The 19,012-nt window shown below is 65.9% G+C and carries 12 protein-coding genes; 1 reads left to right on the top strand and 11 read right to left on the bottom strand.

The features are described from left to right. Nucleotides 1-9: 9 nt before the first annotated feature. The 11 genes from addA to B015_RS0125235 form a co-directional block, all read right to left on the bottom strand. The gene (addA, locus tag B015_RS0125290) at nt 10-3,540 is read right to left on the bottom strand and encodes a double-strand break repair helicase AddA (RefSeq protein ID WP_018430555.1); all 3,531 of its coding nucleotides are present in this window, start codon (nt 3,538-3,540) and stop codon (nt 10-12) included. Next, complete coding sequence (addB, locus tag B015_RS0125285; protein ID WP_018430554.1) at nt 3,537-6,662, bottom strand: double-strand break repair protein AddB; 3,126 nt, start codon at nt 6,660-6,662, stop codon at nt 3,537-3,539. The genes addA and addB overlap by 4 nt, the downstream gene beginning before the upstream one ends. Next, nucleotides 6,659-7,363 (bottom strand): nucleotidyltransferase family protein, encoded by a 705-nt coding sequence (locus B015_RS0125280; RefSeq protein WP_040456372.1) that lies wholly within the window; start codon nt 7,361-7,363, stop codon nt 6,659-6,661. Before B015_RS0125280 ends, addB begins: the two co-directional genes overlap by 4 nt. A 29-nt stretch (nt 7,364-7,392) precedes the next feature. Beyond that, a complete protein-coding gene (locus tag B015_RS0125275) occupies nt 7,393-8,904 on the bottom strand; it encodes a bifunctional tRNA (adenosine(37)-N6)-threonylcarbamoyltransferase complex ATPase subunit type 1 TsaE/phosphotransferase (protein ID WP_018430552.1) in 1,512 nt (503 codons plus the stop codon). A gap of 8 nt (nt 8,905-8,912) precedes the next feature. Beyond that, nucleotides 8,913-11,462 (bottom strand): PAS domain-containing sensor histidine kinase, encoded by a 2,550-nt coding sequence (locus B015_RS0125270; protein ID WP_018430551.1) that lies wholly within the window; start codon nt 11,460-11,462, stop codon nt 8,913-8,915. Between the two features lie 198 nt (nt 11,463-11,660). Then, entirely contained in the window at nt 11,661-13,061 is a 1,401-nt protein-coding gene (gene ahcY, locus B015_RS0125260) for an adenosylhomocysteinase (protein ID WP_026227710.1), read from the bottom strand. 149 nt (nt 13,062-13,210) lie between these two features. Further along, nucleotides 13,211-13,513, bottom strand: a complete 303-nt coding sequence (locus tag B015_RS0125255) for an HPr family phosphocarrier protein (RefSeq protein ID WP_018430549.1) — start codon at nt 13,511-13,513, stop codon at nt 13,211-13,213. After that, a complete protein-coding gene (locus B015_RS0125250; protein ID WP_018430548.1) occupies nt 13,510-13,911 on the bottom strand; it encodes a PTS sugar transporter subunit IIA in 402 nt (133 codons plus the stop codon). The genes B015_RS0125255 and B015_RS0125250 overlap by 4 nt, the downstream gene beginning before the upstream one ends. 163 nt (nt 13,912-14,074) lie before the next feature. After that, on the bottom strand, nt 14,075-14,521 hold the full coding sequence (locus tag B015_RS0125245; RefSeq protein WP_018430547.1) for a hypothetical protein: 447 nt from the start codon (nt 14,519-14,521) through the stop codon (nt 14,075-14,077). A 3-nt stretch (nt 14,522-14,524) separates the two neighbouring features. Beyond that, nucleotides 14,525-16,309 carry a sensor histidine kinase gene (locus B015_RS0125240; protein ID WP_018430546.1) on the bottom strand — a complete coding sequence of 595 codons (1,785 nt, stop codon included), beginning with the start codon at nt 16,307-16,309 and terminating at the stop codon, nt 14,525-14,527. A 22-nt stretch (nt 16,310-16,331) separates the two neighbouring features. Continuing rightward, nucleotides 16,332-17,033: a response regulator transcription factor gene (locus B015_RS0125235; RefSeq protein WP_085941106.1), complete on the bottom strand. Its 702-nt coding sequence runs from the start codon at nt 17,031-17,033 to the stop codon at nt 16,332-16,334. A 359-nt stretch (nt 17,034-17,392) separates the two neighbouring features. Here B015_RS0125235 and B015_RS0125230 point away from each other — a divergent pair, with 359 nt between their 5' ends. Continuing rightward, complete coding sequence (locus B015_RS0125230) at nt 17,393-19,003, top strand: phosphoenolpyruvate carboxykinase (protein WP_018430544.1); 1,611 nt, start codon at nt 17,393-17,395, stop codon at nt 19,001-19,003. Nucleotides 19,004-19,012: the final 9 nt, after the last annotated feature.

The following is a 19,012-nucleotide window of genomic DNA, read 5'->3' as shown; positions in this document are numbered from 1 at the left end:
GTTCTTGTGTCACGCTTGGATGAGTCGAGCAAGGGCGGCGTCCATGGCCGCCACGGGCAACGGGATCAGAAGCGGCGCCTCAGTGAAGAGCAAGGCAGCCGCAACCGACTTGCCCGGATAGAGCGGCCGGAGTAGCGCGCGGTAGAGCGCAAGCTGTACGATGTAGGCTCCGGGCACCTGTTCAAGCGAGGCCGGCGGCGAGGCATTGGTCTTGTAGTCAACGATCAAAACCTCGTTATCCGTGACCGCCAGACGGTCGATCTTGCCCGACACCGAACGCGCTTTCCCCCTGATGTCGAGACTGCCCATCACGGCCACTTCGGCGCGCGAGGCGCGCGAGAAGAGGGGCGCAAAGCGCGTGTCGTCGAGGATGGAGAGGACGGACGCGAGAGCCGAAGCGCGCTGCGCCTCGTCCCAGTCGCGGCCTGTTCGGGCGAGATAACGTTCGGCCGCCAGCCGCCGCTCTGCCGGGTCGAGACGCGGCAGCACCTGCAGCAGGCGATGCAGCGCCGAACCGCGGGCGATGGCAAAGGCAGGCTCGACCTCCGCATCCAGCACCGGTGAACGGCCTGAGATCACCGGCTCTTCGGTCTCCTCGATCAGGGCCGAGGCCCCCGACGGCGACAGCGGGCGCGGCAGGTCCTCGAAGGGCGGCGGCCGGTCGAACAGGCTTTCGGGCAGCGGCGCCGGGGCGACGATCTCCGCCGCCTCGCGCTCAGGCGCGATTTCCGCCGCACCCGACAAAGGCGTGACGCGGAAGCGGTGCACCTTGAGGTCGGCGACGACGGGATGGTCGCGCAATTCGCTTTCCGGCGCGGCCGACAGCGCGCGCGAAACGATCGAATGCCAGGTGTTGCCGCCGGGCGCACGTTTGCCGTGATAGCCGCAGACGATGAGACGGTCCTCGGCGCGGGTCATGCCGACATAGAGCAGGCGACGGTATTCGTCGTCGGCCAATTCGCGCGCTGTCAGAGCAGCGCCCTTGGAGAAGGCATTGGCGACATCGGCGCCGGCGCGCCAGAGATAGCCTTTGCCCTGCCAGTGTCGGGCACGCGGGATGAAAGGCATCAGCCGGGGCAAATGCTGGTCGCTGAACGGCGCCGAGCCGCTGTCGACCAGGAATACGACCGTCGCTTCCAGGCCCTTGGCGGCGTGCGCGGTCATGATGCGGACCTCGTCGCGGGTCTGGTCCATCTCGCGCTTGATCTCGGGCCCGGCGTTTTCGAGCGTCGACAGGAAGGCTTCGAGGCCGGGCAGGCCGGTGCGCTCTTCGGCGAGGCAGAAGTTGAGGAACTCGTCGAGAATGTCGCCGGCTTCCTGGCCCAGACGGGAAATCATTTTCTTGCGCACGCCATCACGGTCGCGACCGCCCGAGAGCACGCCTGAATAAAACTCGAAGATCGGCCGAAAGGCGGCCTCGGTGGCCCAGGCGTCGAGCTGTTCGGAGACTGATTTCAGCGCCGCATCCGTTTCGGCGGCCTCACGCAGTGACACGACCAGCGAGCGGCCGCCGGGTCGGCCAGAGGCGAGCGCGAACAGCGCCTCCTCGGAAAAGCCGAAGATCGGACTGCGCAGGACGGCCGCCAGCGAAAGATCGTCCTCGGGCTGGATGAGGAAACGACCGAGCGCGATGAGGTCCTTGACGGCGATGTGGCCCGGCAGGCTGAGGCGGTCGGCACCGGCGACGGGAATGTCGCGGCGCTTGAGCGCGCGGGACAGCGCGTGGACGAAGCGGTCGCGCTTGCGCACCAGCACCATGACGTCGCCGGCACGCAGGCGCTTGCCGGTGCCCTCGACGATCTCGTCATTGTCGAGCCATTTGCGGATCGTTGCCGCGACCTGCTCGGCCACCACCACGGCGGGCGCGTGGGCATGGTCGATGGGCTTGCGCCAGTCGTCCGGTTCGTCGACCACATCGGTACCAACAGAAGGCCAGACCTCGACATAGCCGGGGGCGCCGGCGCGGATCGCCTTGTGGCTGGGCGGCTCGGGCGCGCGGGTGACGCCACGGCGGACCGTCGGGTCCTCGAACACACGGTCGACCGCCGACAGCACGTCGTCGGTCGAGCGGAACGACCAGGTCAGCGTGACGTCTTCGAAGCGGGCTTCGGCGGCGCGGACGCGGGCGGCAAATTCGTGCTTGCTGTCGTCGAAGGATTCAGGCGCGGCACCCTGGAAGGAATAGATCGACTGCTTCTCGTCGCCGACGGCGAAGACGGTGCGGTGGACATGATCGCGCGCCCCGAAACCGGAGAAGAACTCCTCGGCCAAGCGCTTGACCACTTCCCACTGGTCGGGGCTGGTGTCCTGGGCCTCGTCGAGCAGGATGTGGTCGATGCCCTTGTCGAGCTTGTATTGCACCCACGGCCCGGCATCGGGGCGGGCAAGCAGGTTGACCGTGCGGGTGATAAGGTCGTTGAAATCGAGGAAACCGCGCCCGGTTTTCAGCCGCTCATAGCGGGCGATCAGCCAGTCGGCGATGGTGAGTGCGGCGCGCGTCGCCTCGAGCATGCGGAAATGGGCGAGACGGTCTGCGGCCCGGATGATCGCCTCTGACGTCGCCTGGTAGCGTTCCGGCAGGTCGGGTAGGCGGTCGAGCAAAGCCTTCTTGAAGGTGCTCGCCGTGTAGGGATCGCCGTCAGCCTTGAGGAAGGCATCGGCCAACAGGCCGAGACGCCTGATCGGGTCGGGTTCGGCATAGGCCAGGCTGGCATAGGGCAGGATGTTGTTGAGCACGCTGCGTGCGTCGGTCGCCTCGGCAGCAGCGGCAAAGGCATTGAAGAATGAAGGCTCGAAACCGGGCAGAGGCCAGATCGAGCCAGCGATGGCTTCGGCGTTGTCGTCCTCGACAAAGCCGAACTCCTCGTACAGAGCGCCGAAGGGCCAGGAAAAATCCATGATCTGGCCGATGAAGGCGCGCAGGCCGTCGCGCTTGGCGACGATTTCTGACAGCAGCGCGTCGAGACCCGCCTCGCCACCGCGCTCCAGCACCATGGCAAAGGCTTCGGCCAACTCGGGATTGGCCGCCCCCCCGGTCACCATCTCGCGCCGCGCAGTGGCAAAGAGCGTCGCTTCCATCTGCGGATCGAGCATCTCGAAATGGGCAGCGATGTTGGCTTCGAGCGGGAACTGGTGCAGCACCGACTCGCAGAAGGCGTGGATGGTCTGGATCTTCAGACCGCCTGGCGTTTCCAACGCCTCGGCGAACAGCCGGCGGGCACGTCGCAGCATCGCCCGGTCGGGCCGCGCGCCGTCGAGGGCGGTGATGCGCTCGGCCAGCTCCGCATCGGGCAGCATGGTCCATTCAGACAGGTTGGCGAACACGCGGTTCGACATGTTGGCGGCGGCGGCGCGCGTGTAGGTCAAACAGAGGATCTTCGACGGATCGGTGCCGCGCAACAGCAACCGCATCACCCGCTGCGACAGCACATGGGTTTTGCCCGAGCCGGCATTGGCCGACACCCAGACCGAATTGCCGGGATCGGAGGCGCGGGCCTGCCTGTCCGCGGTTTCCTGGGGGACGAAGAACTTCTTCTTCATTCCTCGCCCTCCGAACCGCCATCGCCGCCGGCCGACCATTCGAGCACGCGGGCGAGATGGTCGTAATCGCCGTCGGTTTCGCCCTCGCGGAAGGGCAGTGCGCGCGACAGATAGCCGGTGGTGGGATCGTCATAGTGGTGGAGAAGCTGCTCTAGCCTCGTCCAGGCCTCTTCCGACAGCTCCGACGCCGATTTGGGCTTGCGGTTGTGTTCGAGGATCGATTCCTCGAACACCTCGCCATTGGGCTTGAGGCGGACGAAAGCAAGTTGTGACGGCTCGCGCTGGCCCAGTTCGCGGAAGGCGCCGCGACGGAGCAGGGCGCCTTCAAGTGCCAGCTGCGGCGCGATCAGCGTATGGGCCTGCGCCTTGGAGGGCGACGAGCCGGTTTTGTAGTCAATGATGTCGGCCATGCCGCCTGCAAGCAGATCGATGCGGTCCGTCCGACCTGACAGCGTGATGCCGGTGCGCCCGACTTCGGTCGCGGAAGCACCTTCCTCGGCATGGCGGCTGACGACAGCGGCGGCACGGCTGCGCTCCCATTCGAGGATGCCCTCGGCCATGCGTTCGAAACGCGGCCACCAGACGGCCTCGACATCGGCGGGCAAGGATGCCTCGGCGAAGCAGTGCTTGCCTGCGGCGATGAGAACGTCGAGCGCCTGCGGCGCGCGCGGGTCGCCGACCGTCGCCGAGAACAGGTGCAGAATGTCGTGGAACAGCGTGCCACGCTCGGCGGCACCGGGATCCCGCACCAGCGGATCGATGGCCGACAGGCCGAGGATGCGGCGCGCATAGACGGCATAAGGATCGCGGCGCAGCGTTTCGATCTCGGTAACGCTGAAGCGGCGCGGCCGCACCGCGACCGGCGGCCTCGGCTCGGGGCGGGCGGCGAAGTCGGTCTTCTGGCCGGCATCGAGTTGCCGGGCCCAGCCGAGAAGCCTTGTGCCGCGCTGGCGCAACACCGCCGCATGGTCGGGGCCGATATAGGTGAGCAGGCGCTGGAGCCAACGCGACGGCACGGCGGGCGCATCGCCAGAGCGCGCCGAGCGCGACAGCACGACGTTCCTGGCGCCCATCGCCATCTGGAAATCATGGGCGGCGAGGCCGATGCGGCGCTCCGGCGGTTCGAGGTCAATGCCCGATTTCATGACGCGCGACATGAAGCGGTCGGCCTCGGCCTTGCGCGGCCAGCTGCCTTCGTTGAGCGCGCCGATGACCAGCGTGTCGACGGTCTGGAGACGAGCCTCCAGCGCACCCCAGATGGAGATGGCGCGGTCCGCGCCCTGCGACGGCTTCACCGCCTCTGGCGCGACAAGTGCGTCGAGCACGTCGGGCCATTCGGCGGCGGCGAAGCTGAAGCTCGCCTGGGCTGAGACCAGCCCGCGCAACGTTTCGGCCAGCTTGGCGCCGGCATCACCATCATAGAGGGTCGCAAGCCCCCCAAGCTCGTCCCGGCCCAGATGTTCCAGCGCCTCGACGGTGGCGCGAACGACCGCACCGAGTTCGATGGCCTCGCCGCCGCGAAGGGCAGTCAGCGGTGCGACTGCTGCAACCAGCCTGGCTGCAACGTTGCGCGCATCCTCGATGCGGCGGACATTGATGCGGTCGAACCAGAAGGGCTTGCGCGATGCATCGCCAATGCCGGTGAGACGGGTGTCGAAATCCTCGGCAAGCCGGGCAACATCGGGGCGGCCGACGCCGCCGCGCAGCACCACGAGCTCAATGGTCTCGGCGGCGCGCCTGACCACATGACGCTCCAGCCCGAGGCGCAGCAGCGGGTGCTTGAGCAGCGACAGCACGGCGACCGGGTCGCCGGGGCGGATCGCCGCCTCGACCATCGTGCGCAGAAGTGCTGCCGGTGGGGTGTTGGCGAGCGGCACACCACCGGAATCGTCGGCCTGGATGCCGAAGCGCCGGAGTTCGGAGGCGACACGGCGGGCAAGGTTGCGGTCCGAGGTGACGAGCGCGGCGCGATGGCCGTCCTGTGCGACCGCCTCGCGCAACGCGATGGCGATGGCGGCTGCCTCGTCGCGTTCCTGGGCGGCTTCGAGCAGCGTCACGCCGGCAAGGGCATCTGATATCTCGGCGTCGCTGACGCCGCCGCGCTTCTCGGCCCAGGCGTCTGTGGTTTCGGCCGGGCGCAGCGCCTCGCCGACGATGGCCGCGCGCGCAGTCAGCGCCGGCGGCGACACGCCCAGCTCCTCGATGTCGCGACGCAGGACACCGATCTTGCCGATCAGCTTGGCGAGACCATATTGCGGATGGCCGAGCACCGAGGCGCGCAGGTCGGGCGCGGTGATGGCCTCAAGGGCGGCCTCGTCGAGCGTGGCATCAAGACCGGGCAGGACGACCGCGCCACGCTGAAGGCGGGCGATGGCCGCGAGCAACTCGGCGGTTGCAGGAATGGAGCCGGTGGAACCGGCGGCGATGACCGGACCGACCGGCGGATTGCGCCTCAGACGCTCGGCCTCGAGCCGGATCAGCGCGCTGCGGTGGGCCGCCGGGTTGGATTGGTCGCGCTCGGCGAGCAGATCGGGCCAGACCGAGGTGACGATGGACAGGAAGTCGAGCGTGACCTGCCACCAGCCTGAGAGTTCGCCGGTGACGAGGCCAGCGAGCTTGGCCCAGTCGGAACCTTCGGTCTCGATCTCGTCCATCAGACCGGCGAGATCGCGTGCCAGCCAGATGGCGTCGGCGGCCGAGGCCGGTACGACCACCTCTTCCTCGAACAGGGCTGCGACATGGGCAGGCAGGCGACGCTTCCAGGCGCGCACCAGCGGCGCAAGCAACAGCAGCCGGTCAGTGGACGAAACGGGCGGTGCGAGATCGAGTGCTGCCGTACCTTCGGCCTCGAAGGCGGCCTCGTCCTCATCGAACTCGCCAAGCGGCTTGATCACGGGCAGGATGGCCGAACGGCCGCCGGCGGCGTCGACGAAGACACCACGCAAGGCGCGCGCCGCACGGCGCGTCGGCACGTAGATGGTGACGTCGGCCAAGGCCAGCGGGTCGCCGTCAAAGCGGAAATCGGGGATCAGGCTGCCGTCGAGCAGGGATGCCGCCAGCGTCGGCAGGAAGGGGGCGCCGGGCGGAATGGAATAGACGCGTGGCGACGCGCGCCCGCTCATTGCGCCCCTGCCAATGCCCTTTTCACCGCGGCCTCCGCAGGGACGATGGCGTCAGGCGTGCCGACGGTTATCCAGCTGCCGTGCATGGGCATGCCGAACAACCGGCCGGCCGAAATCGCCTCATCGAAATAGCGGTTTAGCGAGATCGCACCAGCAGGCGCGTCGGCGAAGATGCGGGGATGGATGATCGCAGCACCCGCATAGATCAGCCCGTCGGGCGATCCTGCGGCGCGGCGCAGCTGGCCGTCGGGCGCGACGAGGAAATCGGTGCCGCCGGAATGGCCGGTCGCCTGGGGGAGAGCCGCGAGCATGATGAGAATATCCATGCGGGCGTCGTCCCAGGCAAGGGCGAGGCGAGTGAGGTTCGGTGTGCCCTCGTCGACCCAGAAGGTGTCGGCATTGACGATGTAGAACGGATCGGTGCCAAGCTCGGGCAATGCCTTGACGATGCCGCCGGCGGAGTCGAGCAGTCCGTCGCGCTCGTCGGAGATGGCGATGCTCGGTGCCCGGCGGGACGCGGCATGCGCGACGATCTGGTCGGGGAGATAGTGGACGTTGACCACGGCCTTTTCGACGCCTGCCATGGCCAGGCTGTCGAGCCCCCAATCGAGCAGGGTCTTGCCGGCAATTTTTACCAGCGGCTTGGGAATCGTGTCGGTGATCGGCCGCATGCGCTTGCCGAGACCGGCTGCGAGAACCATGGCGACCGACGGGATCTTGGCAGGCCCACTCACGCGTCAAACTCCTCGAGCAGGCGGTTGTCGCGGTAAAAGTCGCGCAGGCCGGTCAATGCGGGATGTGCGAGCGCGCGGTGCAGGTAATCGCGGATGCGCGGCAGGTGCTTGAGATATTGCGGCTTGCCGTCGCGGCGGTCGAGCCGGACGAAGATGCCGAGGATCTTCGAGTTCCGCTGCGCCGCCATGATGGCGTAGGCTTCGCGAAAGGCAGCCTCGTCGAAGCCGCCGGCAGCGTTGCGGGCGGCGACATAGGCATCGACGGTGGTCCGCTCGATCTCAGGCGAGACAGTCACGCGTGCGTCCATGGCAAGCGAGGCGACGTCATAGGCGACGGGGCCGATCAGCGCGTCCTGAAAGTCGACGATGCCGAGCCGGGCGAAACCCTTCTCCTCCGTACGCCAGATGATGTTGGGCGAGTGATAGTCGCGCAGGACCAGGCCGTATTGTTTGTCGGTGAGGCGGTCGAAGACGGCGTTCCAGGCGGCGCGGTAACCATCGCGCAGCACATCGGAGGCGGGCGCACCCGACACGGCCGGCACATACCAGTCGACCAGCAGGTCGACCTCGATCATCAGCGCGCCGCGGTCGAAGGGCGGAACCTCGTGGACGACGCCGGGGGCGGCTTCGAGCCGGTCATCCCAATGTTTCCCGTGAATCATTGCCAGCAATTCGGCAGCGGCGGCATAACGTTCGGCGACCGGATTGCCCTCTGGGTCGAGGAATGCGCCCGTTCCCAGATGCGCGAGGAGCAGAAAACCCTGGTCGAGGTCCTGGGCGACGATGCCCGGTACGGTGACGCCGCCCGAGGCGAGCGCCCGGTCGACCGCCGCGAAGGCGGCAACCGTCTGTGCGGTGTGAGCGATCTCGGCATAGGGCTTGCCGTCTCGAACCGGCGGTCCGAGCACCAGGCGCGGTGAATTCATCAGCACCAACGGCGCATGACCGTCGAGCGTCACCGTCTCATAGGCGCGAGCGGAGGCGTCGCCAATGAAGCGGGCGCGATGGGCTTCGCCCCAACCGGAAGCGGCAAGAAAGTCGCGCATGGCGAGCGAACGGGCCATGCGGTCGAAAGCGGGGCCATCGCCCGAAATGATGATGCGGCGGCCGTCGCCTTCATGCTCGATGGCAAGCCGCAGGCTGGTGGTCGGCATGGCGGCGGCCGCGCGCTCGGGCCACTCGACCAGTGCCACGCCGGAGGCAACCGCCTCGTCGAAGCCGAGCTCGTCGAGCTCCTCCGACGAGGACAGGCGGTAGAGGTCGAAATGGTGGACCGGAACCGGCGTGTCGTAGCTCTGGACCAGGGTGAAGGTCGGGCTCGGCACCTCGTGGCGGGGGTCGCCTGCCAGCGCCCTGATCAGGCCGCGCGCCAAGGTCGACTTGCCGGCGCCGAGATCGCCGTCGAGCAGGAACACGTCGCCCGGCCTGACGGCCATGGCGAGGTCCTCGCCCAGCCGCGTGGTGGCTGCCTCGTCGGGCAGGAAGCGCTCCAGCGATCTGGCCGTCATGAAGGGATCTACTCCGCCGCCACCCGGACGCCGGCCGGCGCGCCAGGGAACAGGCAGATGACTGTTGTGCCGCGGTCGGTGCCGCTGTCGATGCGGACCGAGCCGCCATGCAACTCGACGAAGCTCTTGACGATGGACAGGCCAAGACCGGCGCCACGGCGACGGCCGCCATTGACGCGGGATTCGAAGCGCTGGAACACCGTGTCCAGCACCTCCGGCGGCATGCCGGGACCATCGTCATGAACGGAGAATTCGACACCCTCGGCGCGCTGGCGGCAGGCGAGCGTGATGGTGCTGGCGGCCGGCGCGTAGTTCACCGCGTTGCTGAGGAGGTTGTAGAGGACCTGGCGCACGCGGGTCTCGTCGCCGCTGAAGCTCTTGGGCGCGGCGGCGATGTCGATCGAAAGTCGGATCGAATGCTCCTGCAGCCGATCGGCGACCAGCTCGGCCGCCGCCTCGATGGCGCGGTCGACATGAACCTCGGAAATGTCGAGCTGCATGATACCGGCATCGACGGTTGCGAGGTCGAGGATGTCGTTAACGATGGTCAAGAGCACGCCCGAGGACGAGCCGATGTGCTCGACATATTCGCGTTGGCGCTGCGACAGCGGGCCTGTGCCTGGCAACGACAGAAGCTCGGTGAAGCCGATGATATTGGTCAGCGGCGAGCGCAGTTCGTAGGAAACGTGCTGGACGAACTCGTTCTTGATCTGGTCGGCGCGCTGCAGGGCCTCGTTCTTGTCCTTGAGCGCGCGCTCCATGTTGACGCTGTCGGTGACGTCGACAAAGGTCAGCATTACCTGGCCGTTGGGCAGGTGGACGACGGCGTGCTGCAGAACCGTGCCGTTGCGCAACTCGGTCTGGCCGCGGCGGTCGCTGCGTTCGTCGAAGCCGGTGACGGCCGCCACGAAGTCGGACCACGGGCTGATCTCGGCACGCATGTCGCATTCGGCGCGGATGGCCGAGATGTGGGTGCTCGGCCGCAGGATGTCGTCGGAGACACCCCAGAGCTGGCCAAAGGCCGGGTTGAACAGGCGGATGCGGCCATCGGGCCCGAACACGACGACGCCCTCTGCCAGATTGTCCAGCGTCTCGCCCTGGACACGGACGGCAGTGGTGTAGCGGCTTTCGAGATCGATCTTCTCGGTTAGGTTCTCGAACACCCAGGTGACGCCGCCCTTGGGCTGCGGATTGGCGACGACGCGGATGGTGCGGCCGTCGGGCAGGTGCCAGAGATGTTCCTGCGGATCGACGGCGCGGTAGGCGCCGAGCAGGTTTTCCTTCCAGCGCCGCCATTCCGGTTGCTCGGGTAGCTTGCGCTCGCTGCGCAGGCGATCGAGCAGCAGCGCATTGTCGGGCGCGCTGGTGAGATAGCCGGCGTCGAGGTCCCAGATCTTCTGGAACGCCTGATTGTAGAAGCGCAATTTCTGGTTGGCGTCGAAGGTAGCCACGGCGGTGGCCACCTGGTCGAGCGTGTCGGCATGGCTGCGCACGACCTGGCCGTATTCGTCGCGGATGGCATCGGCAGCGCTCATGTCGACGGCGATGCCGGCGGAGCCGTCGCGGCCGAGGATGTCGGTGACGGCAAACATCTTGCGGTCGCCGTCGATGACGGTCGACAGCTGCTGCTGGAACAGCGGACGGGACTGGTGCTGCTTGGCGATCGCCTCGCGTGACTGGGTGCCGAGGAACTCCTTGCCGTCGCGAATTACGGCCGAGCCATCGATGGCCTCGACCGCCTTGGCATAGGCCCTGTTGACCCATTTCAGGCGGCCGTCGGCGTCGCGCATCCAGAACGGCATCTCGACGGCATCGATCAGGCCGACGAGCGTCTCGTATTCCGCGCCGATGCGCTGGTTCTCGAGCTTCAGCCGCGCCTGGAGGCGCTGTGCCTCGGAAATGGAAATGAAGCGCACGATGATCTGGGTGCCGCTCTTGCGGCCCTGGACCTCGAGCGCGGCACCCGCATGGGTCTCCGCCACCAGTTCGAAGGCGGTTCCCTTGTCGCGCAGGCCGGCGATTGCATTTTCGAGCGCTGCCGCAGAGCGCGGCATGAGCCAGCGGCCGAAGGCGAGGAAGGCGGCGCGATCGTCCGGCACGCCGGTTTCGACCGGCAGCGAGCCGATCAGCTCGGGCTTCTTGTTGTCGTTGGCCCAGACGATGACGCGCTGGTCACGCAGATTGAGCAAGGCCTCGGTGCGCTGGACCGACGCGTTGAGGTCGGCGACGCGGCCGCGCAGGTCGCCGTTCTCGGCGGCGAGACGGGCCCGCTCGCGGATCAGTGCGACGGCGGAGATCATGGCGGCGCCGATGACGCCGACGAAGACGGCGAGCTGGATGACGTCGACCGTGCTGACGGAAAGGCCGGCGACGGACGCCTGCTGGGCATGCGCAAAACCGAGAGGCGTGCAAAGAGCTGATGTGCCGAGGGCAAGGCCGGCTGCACGGCGGCCCAGCCGGCGCACCGCCTGCCACCTGCCGCCCGCAAGGGCCTTCCGCGAATCTTCATGGCCGCCGGAAACGGCTCGTCCCGCTGAAAGCGGGTATTCCCCCGGCATGTGTTGTTTTCCTTTGTGCCGCCCGAATGCAAGACCGCCCTGAAGCGCCCGGCTTTCCCCGCCAAGAACGAGCGCGTGACGAATCACGTCACAATAACCCCTAGGCGAATCGTCGTGAAGAAGGCGCGCCTCCAAAAAGAGAAGCCGGGCGAAAGTCAATCGCCCGGCTTCAATATCTTGTAGGTACTTTCGCTATGGTTAATAGCGGTAGTGTTCCGGCTTGAACGGGCCCTTCGGCGTCACGCCGATATAGGTAGCCTGCTCATCAGACAGGGTGGTCAGCTTGGCGCCGAGCTTGTCGAGATGAAGCCGCGCGACCTTCTCGTCGAGATGCTTGGGCAGGACATAGACCTCGTTCTTGTACTGGCCGGGCTTGGTCCAGAGTTCGATCTGGGCCAGCGTCTGGTTGGTAAACGATGCCGACATGACGAAGCTCGGATGGCCCGTCGCGTTGCCGAGATTGAGCAGACGGCCTTCCGACAGAAGCAGCATGCGCTTGCCATCGGGGAAGGAAATCATGTCGACCTGCGGCTTGACGTTGGTCCACTTGAGATTGCGGAGCGCCGCGACCTGGATCTCGTTGTCGAAGTGGCCGATGTTGCCGACGATAACCATGTCCTTCATCGCCCGCATATGGTCGAGGGTGATGACGTCCTTGTTGCCGGTCGTGGTGATGACGATGTCGGCGGTCGGGGCAGCGTCCTCGAGGGTGACGACTTCATAGCCGTCCATCGCAGCCTGGAGCGCGCAGATCGGGTCGACTTCCGTGACCTTGACGCGGGCGCCCGCACCCTGGAGCGAGGCTGCCGAGCCCTTGCCGACGTCGCCGTAACCGCAGACGACCGCGACCTTGCCGGCCATCATGACATCGGTGCCGCGGCGGATGCCGTCGACCAGCGATTCCTTGCAGCCGTATTTGTTGTCGAACTTCGACTTGGTGACCGAGTCGTTGACATTGATCGCCGGGAAGGGCAGCAGGCCCTTCTTCTGCAGCTGGTAGAGACGGTTGACGCCGGTGGTGGTCTCTTCGGTGACGCCGCGGATGGCAGCCTTGTGCTTGGCGAAGAAGCCCGGCGTCTCAGCCATACGCTTCTTGATCTGGGCGAACAGGATCTCTTCCTCTTCGCTGCCCGGGTTGGACAGGACGTCCTCGCCAGCCTCGGCGCGGGCGCCGATGAGGATGTACATGGTGGCGTCGCCACCATCGTCGAGGATCATGTTAGTGGGGCCGCCATCGGTCCACTGGAAAATCTGGTCGGTGTACTGCCAGTATTCCTCAAGGGTCTCGCCCTTGACGGCGAAGACCGGGATGCCGGCATCGGCGATTGCCGCCGCTGCGTGGTCCTGGGTCGAGAAGATGTTGCACGAGGCCCAGCGGATGTCGGCGCCGAGCGCCTTCAGCGTCTCGATCAGCACCGCCGTCTGGATGGTCATGTGCAGCGAGCCGGAAATGCGCGCGCCCTTGAGCGGCTGGGCTTCACCGAACTCCTCGCGGCAGGCCATCAGGCCCGGCATCTCGGTTTCGGCGATCTCGATTTCCTTGCGACCCCAGCCGGCGAGCGAAATGTCGGCGACCAGATAATCCTTGCTACCCGTCATGGCTTGCTCCGATTCCTGTTTGCTGCGCGCCAAAGCGGGAGGCTGAAAAGGGCGCGCGAAGTGACGGCCTGACTACCAGATCAGCCCGCACCCGACAATGGGACATAAAGAAATCTTTATTCGTGCATGTCACCGACAGATGCCGACGATCAGCATTCCTCGCCGAAGCGCGCTGCGACGAGGGTGGCCAGCGCTTCCATCGCCTGGGGCGCTTCCGGGCCCGTGGCAGTGACCGTGATGGTGCAGCCAGGGCTGGCGGCCAGCATCATCAGCCCCATGATCGAGGTGCCCCCGACCGAGATGCCGTCCTTTTCGACGGTGACGCAGGCCTGGAACTCGTTGGCGATCTGGACGAACTTGGCCGAGGCGCGGGCATGCAGCCCGCGCTGGTTGACGATCGGCAGTTCGCGGGTGATGTGGCCCTGTTCGGGCGAATAGGGCATGCCGCTCATTTGCCGCTCAACACCTGGCTTGCCACGTTGATGTATTTCCGGCCGGCCGCCTGGGCCTCCTCGAGCGCCATGGTCATGTTGTCGGCCTTGCGCACGCTGGTGAGCTTGATCAGCATCGGCAGGTTCATGCCGGCGATGACCTCGACCTTGCCCGCCTCCATCACCGAAATGGCGAGATTGGAGGGCGTGCCGCCGAACATGTCGGTGAGCACGACAACGCCGTTGCCGGTATCGGCCCGGCCGACGGCACTGATGATATCGCTGCGGCGCTGCGCCATGTCGTCGTCGGCGCCGATGGAAACTGTCTCGAAGTTTTCCTGCGGTCCGACGACGTGTTCCACTGCATGGCGGAACTCCTCGGCCAGCTGACCGTGCGTCACTAGCACGAGTCCAATCATTCTGGTTTGACTCCCGTCATGGCCCCTTCACAGCCGCGCAGTATTCTTGCCGCCATGGTGGAGGGCGGGAGCGCTATCTTGTCGAGGGCGAGAGCGTTTACAAGCCCCAATTTGCGGCATCGGCAGCCATTTTGACGCATTGCAGCAAAAATTTCGGGCAGGTTCAGCCGGAAGGCAGCAGCCCAAGGCGGGCAAAGACAACGGGTAGGGCGGCAATCACCTCGCGCTCCGCGAGCATTACCCTGGGTACGCTGCAACCAAGCAAAATCTCGCTCGCCGGCTCGGGCAACCGCTCGATATCGGTGGCGGGAGCAAGACGGACAAGCAGATCGACGGCGGCGGCAGCCTCATGCGCGGCGGGACTGGGGCCTAGCCCGCGGATCTCGACCAGCCCGGCGATGGTCGCCGGCGCATGGCAGACAAGCCGCCCGCCCGGGGCGGACAGGAAAAGCTGATCGTCGGAAACCAGCCGTGCAAAAAGCCCCGATCCGCGTGCCCTGTCGATCAGCGCCAGCGCTAGTGCAGTCTTGCCGGAACCCGAGGGGCCGGCGATGAGCACGCCGCAATCGCCAAGCAGCACCGCAGTGGCGTGCATGTTGACGGGCGGCACGGATCAGCCTTCGGCCGGCAGGGTGACGATGAAGCGCGCGCCCTTGATGTCGCCGGGCTTGGTGCCGGTGATGTTTTCCGCAGTCAGCGTGCCGCCATGGGCCTCGACGATCTGGCGGCTGATTGACAGGCCGAGGCCGGAATTCTGGCCGAACGCCTCCGATGAGGGCCGGTCGGTGTAGAAGCGCTCGAAGATGCGGTCGATGTTCTCGACGCGGATGCCGGGGCCGTTGTCCTCGACCGTGATGACGTTGAACTTGCCGATGCGCGCCAGGCTGATGTCGATGTGGCCATGACCATCGGGCACGAAGGAGCGTGCGTTCTCTATCAGGTTGGTGATGACCTGGCCGATGCGCAGGTCGTGGCCGAGCACGTTGTAGCTCTTCACGCCGGCCGGCAACTTGGCGGTGGTGAACTCGATCTCGACCGACTTCTTGTGACGCGAAGTCTCGCGCGACACCGAGACGAGATCGCCGACGAACTTCTTGAGATCGACCCTGGCCGCGTCCTCGCGGGCAAGCTCGGCGTCGAGGCGCGACGCGTCGGAAATGTCCGTGATCAACCGGTCGAGGCGCTTCACGTCGTGCTGGATGATTTCCATAAGGCGTTCGCGCGAATGCTCGTTCTTGGCCAGAGGCAGCGTTTCGACGGCACTGCGCAGCGAGGTCAGCGGGTTCTTGAGCTCGTGGCTGACATCGGCCGCGAAGCTTTCGATCGCCTCGATGCGAGCGTAGAGCGCGTTGGTCATGTCACGCACCGCGACCGAGAGGTTGCCGATCTCGTCCTGACGGTCGGAGAAGTCGGGGATTTCCTCGCGGCTCTTGCCGCCACGGCGCACGCGGTTGGCCGCGGCCGAAAGCCGGCGCAGCGGATTGGCGATGGTCGATGCCAGGAGCATCGACAGAAGTGCCGTCACCAGGGCCGCAACGCCGAAGACGCGCAGGATGGCCTTGCGCTCGGCCGCAACGATCTTGTCGATGTCGCCGCCCTCGGTCGACAACATCAGCACGCCGAGCACGGCGCGGAAGCGCTGGATGGGCACGGCGACCGAAACGATCTGCTCGCCCTTTTCGCTGACGCGCACGATGGTCGCCGGGCTGCCGGTCAGCGCCTGCATCACCTCCGGGAAGGCCGAGCCGTTGCCGCCGGGCTGCTCGTGATAGACGGGCAGCGAGCTGTCGCGGAACATGTCGAAGATGAACTTCTGGCCCCTCTCGAGCAGCGTCGGCTCCTCTTCCTCGACCGGCGGCAGGTCGTAGCGGAGGATCTGGCCGCGCGAATAGAGGTGGCGCGAATCGAGCAGCAGGGTTGCTTCACGGTCGAAGATGCGGGCGCGTGTGCGGGTCGGCGAGATCAGCCGGCGCAGCACGGGTGCGACACGCTCAGGGTTGATCGGGAAGTCGAGGCTGTCGAGCTGATCGGAACGCGGACCTAGCGTCTCCCCGGCCTGCAGTTCCAGGAGCTTCTCGGGATCGATGCTGATCGAGTCCGTCTCGACCGTCGCCGAAGCGGCGATGGCGCCGGCGATGATTTCGCCCTGCGTCATCAGGCTCTCGACGCGGGCGTCGATCAGGCCGTCGCGAAAAGTATTGAGATAGAGGATGCCGGCGACCAGCACGGCGAGGCCGGCAAGGTTGAGAAAGAGGATGCGCCGGGTGAGGCTCGAGAAGAAATGATGGCCGAGGAAGCGGCTGAGCCGGGCCCGCACGCGGTCCAGGAAAGTCGACAAGCGCCCGCGCGACCGCCTTTTGGCGGTCACTGGCTTGCTCATCTCTGCTTCCATTGCCATGCGGTTTCAGGCCCCGCCGGTATCAGGCTTCGCGGAATCTGTAGCCGACGCCATAAAGCGTTTCGATCATCTCGAAGTCGTCGTCGACGGCCTTGAACTTCTTGCGCAAGCGCTTGATGTGGCTGTCGATGGTGCGGTCGTCGACATAAACCTGCTCATCATAGGCCGAATCCATCAGCGCGTCGCGGCTTTTGACCACGCCGGGGCGCTGGGCCAGCGAATGCAGGATGAGGAATTCGGTGACCGTGAGAATGACCGGCTCACCCTTCCAGGTGCAGGTGTGGCGTTCCTGGTCCATGACCAGCTGGCCGCGTTCGAGCGAGCGCGATGCCTGCGCCGGCGCCTTGGTGGCGGCTTCGCGGGCGCTTGCACGGCGCAGCACGGCGCGGACGCGCTCGACCAGCAGGCGCTGCGAGAACGGTTTGCGGATGAAGTCGTCGGCGCCCATCTTGAGGCCGAACAGCTCGTCGATCTCGTCGTCCTTGGACGTGAGGAAGATCACCGGCAGGTCGGTCTTCTGGCGCAGGCGGCGCAAAAGCTCCATGCCATCCATGCGCGGCATCTTGATGTCGAGGATGGCGAGGTTCGGCGGACGCGCGGCGAGGCCTTCCAGTGCGGATGCGCCATCGGTGTAGGTCTCGACGCGATAGCCTTCGGACTCGAGCGCAATCGAAACCGATGTCAAAATGTTGCGGTCGTCGTCGACAAGCGCGATCGTTGCCATTTCCAGCGGCTCCCTCATGTGCGGGTGTCCCTTCCTGCTTGAAGCAGGGCTTTTGCAGGACAAATTAGGTACAAAATGTGGCATACCCCCCGAAGGCGGGGAGCGCAACCGCAACGCCCAATGCCTGTCTTATATGGGGCGGTGAGGCCAAAGCTCGAACAAAAAACCGCCCATCTTGTGTGGGCCGGCTGGTCGTTCCCCATCATTTAAACGATTTAGATATTTTTCAAAATTTTTAAATCGATTAATGATTTGATATCGCTGATCTTTTCTGTTTCAGCCTGCCTTAGTCCCTCGGGACTGCGGCGTCCGGCCCGTTGACCGGACATAGGCGTCAAAGCGAAACGAGGCTTCACCAGATGTCGGAAAACGGTAAGCGCAATCCCGCATGCGGGATCGAAACGGCAGGACTCAAAACGTCGGGCACCGTCCGTTACAACTTTGGCGCTGCGTTTCTCACCGAAGAAGCGATCCGGCGCGGCGAAGCGAAGCTGACCGCCCATGGGGCGCTTGTCGCCGAGACCGGCCAGTACACCGGCCGTTCGCCCAAGGATAAGTTCGTCGTCCGTGACGAAAACACCGAGGCGCATGTCTGGTGGGACAACAACAATGCGATGACGCAGGCCCAGTTCGACGCGCTGCATGCCGACTTCCTGGCGCATGCGTCGACCAAGGACCTCTACGTCCAGGACCTGATCGGCGGAGCCGACCGCTCGCTCTGCCTGCCGACGCGCGTCGTCACCGAATTCGCCTGGCACTCGCAGTTCATCCGCAACCTGCTGATCCGTCCGACGGAAGCCGAGCTTGAGAGCTTCGTGCCGGAGATGACGATTATCGACCTGCCGTCGTTCCGCGCCGACAAGTCACGCCACGGTGGACGCAGCGAGACGCTGATCGCCGTCGACCTGACCCGCAAGATCGTGCTGATCGGCGGAACCCAGTATGCCGGCGAGATGAAGAAGTCGGTGTTCACGGCGCTCAACTACGTGCTGCCGGCCAAGGGCGTGATGCCGATGCACTGCTCGGCCAATGAAGGTCCCGACGGCGATGCTGCCGTGTTCTTCGGCCTGTCGGGCACCGGCAAGACGACGCTGTCGGCCGACCCCAAGCGCACGCTGATCGGCGACGACGAGCATGGCTGGGGCCCTGACGGCATCTTCAACTTCGAGGGCGGCTGCTACGCCAAGACCATCCGCCTGTCGGCCGAGGCCGAGCCGGAGATTTTCGCCACCACCAGGCGCTTCGGCACCGTGCTCGAGAACGTCATCCTAGACGAGAACCGCGTTCCCGACTTCAACGACGGCTCGCTGACCGAAAACACCCGCTGCGCCTATCCGCTTGATTTCATCCCGAACGCCAGCGCCACCGGCCGCGCCAGCCATCCGAAGAACATCATCATGCTGACGGCCGACGCCTTTGGTGTGATGCCGCCCATCGCCAAGCTGACCCCGGCGCAGGCGATGTACCACTTCCTGTCGGGCTACACAGCCAAGGTCGCCGGCACTGAGCGTGGCGTGACCGAGCCCGAAGCGACCTTCTCGACCTGCTTCGGCGCGCCTTTCATGCCGCGCCACCCCTCGGAGTACGGCAACCTGCTGCGCCAGCTTATCGCCGAGCACAATGTCGACTGCTGGCTGGTCAACACCGGCTGGACCGGCGGCGCCTATGGCGTGGGCTCGCGCATGCCGATCAAGGCGACGCGTGCGCTGCTCTCGGCAGCACTCGACGGTTCGCTGAATTCGGTCGAGTTCCGCACCGATGCGAATTTCGGCTTTGCCGTTCCGGTCTCGGTGCCCGGCGTCGACGCAAAAATCCTCGACCCGCGCTCGACCTGGGCTGACGGCGCTGCCTATGACCGCCAGGCCAAGAAGCTGGTGTCGATGTTCGTCGACAATTTCGGCAAATTCGAAAGCCATGTCGATGCGACCGTGCTGGGCGCTGCCCCGCAGGTGCGCACGGCAGCCGAGTAAAACCGGCAT

It is taken from the genome of Hoeflea sp. 108, from assembly GCF_000372965.1.
Classification (GTDB): Bacteria; Pseudomonadota; Alphaproteobacteria; order Rhizobiales; family Rhizobiaceae; genus Aminobacter.
This window is presented reverse-complemented; position numbering and strand designations above follow the sequence as displayed.

Bases quoted from the DNA above. Each gene is read 5' to 3' on its own strand.
- B015_RS0125235 (WP_085941106.1), bottom strand. From the start codon at position 17,033: ATGGCAACGATCGCGCTTGTCGACGACGACCGCAACATTTTGACATCG.
- addB (WP_018430554.1), bottom strand. From the start codon at position 6,662: ATGAGCGGGCGCGCGTCGCCACGCGTCTATTCCATTCCGCCCGGCGCC.
- B015_RS0125240 (WP_018430546.1), bottom strand. From the start codon at position 16,309: ATGGCAATGGAAGCAGAGATGAGCAAGCCAGTGACCGCCAAAAGGCGG.
- B015_RS0125270 (WP_018430551.1), bottom strand. From the start codon at position 11,462: ATGCCGGGGGAATACCCGCTTTCAGCGGGACGAGCCGTTTCCGGCGGC.
- B015_RS0125255 (WP_018430549.1), bottom strand. From the start codon at position 13,513: ATGAGCGGCATGCCCTATTCGCCCGAACAGGGCCACATCACCCGCGAA.
- ahcY (WP_026227710.1), bottom strand. From the start codon at position 13,061: ATGACGGGTAGCAAGGATTATCTGGTCGCCGACATTTCGCTCGCCGGC.
- B015_RS0125230 (WP_018430544.1), top strand. From the start codon at position 17,393: ATGTCGGAAAACGGTAAGCGCAATCCCGCATGCGGGATCGAAACGGCA.
- addA (WP_018430555.1), bottom strand. From the start codon at position 3,540: ATGAAGAAGAAGTTCTTCGTCCCCCAGGAAACCGCGGACAGGCAGGCC.
- B015_RS0125250 (WP_018430548.1), bottom strand. From the start codon at position 13,911: ATGATTGGACTCGTGCTAGTGACGCACGGTCAGCTGGCCGAGGAGTTC.
- B015_RS0125275 (WP_018430552.1), bottom strand. From the start codon at position 8,904: ATGACGGCCAGATCGCTGGAGCGCTTCCTGCCCGACGAGGCAGCCACC.
- B015_RS0125280 (WP_040456372.1), bottom strand. From the start codon at position 7,363: ATGGTTCTCGCAGCCGGTCTCGGCAAGCGCATGCGGCCGATCACCGAC.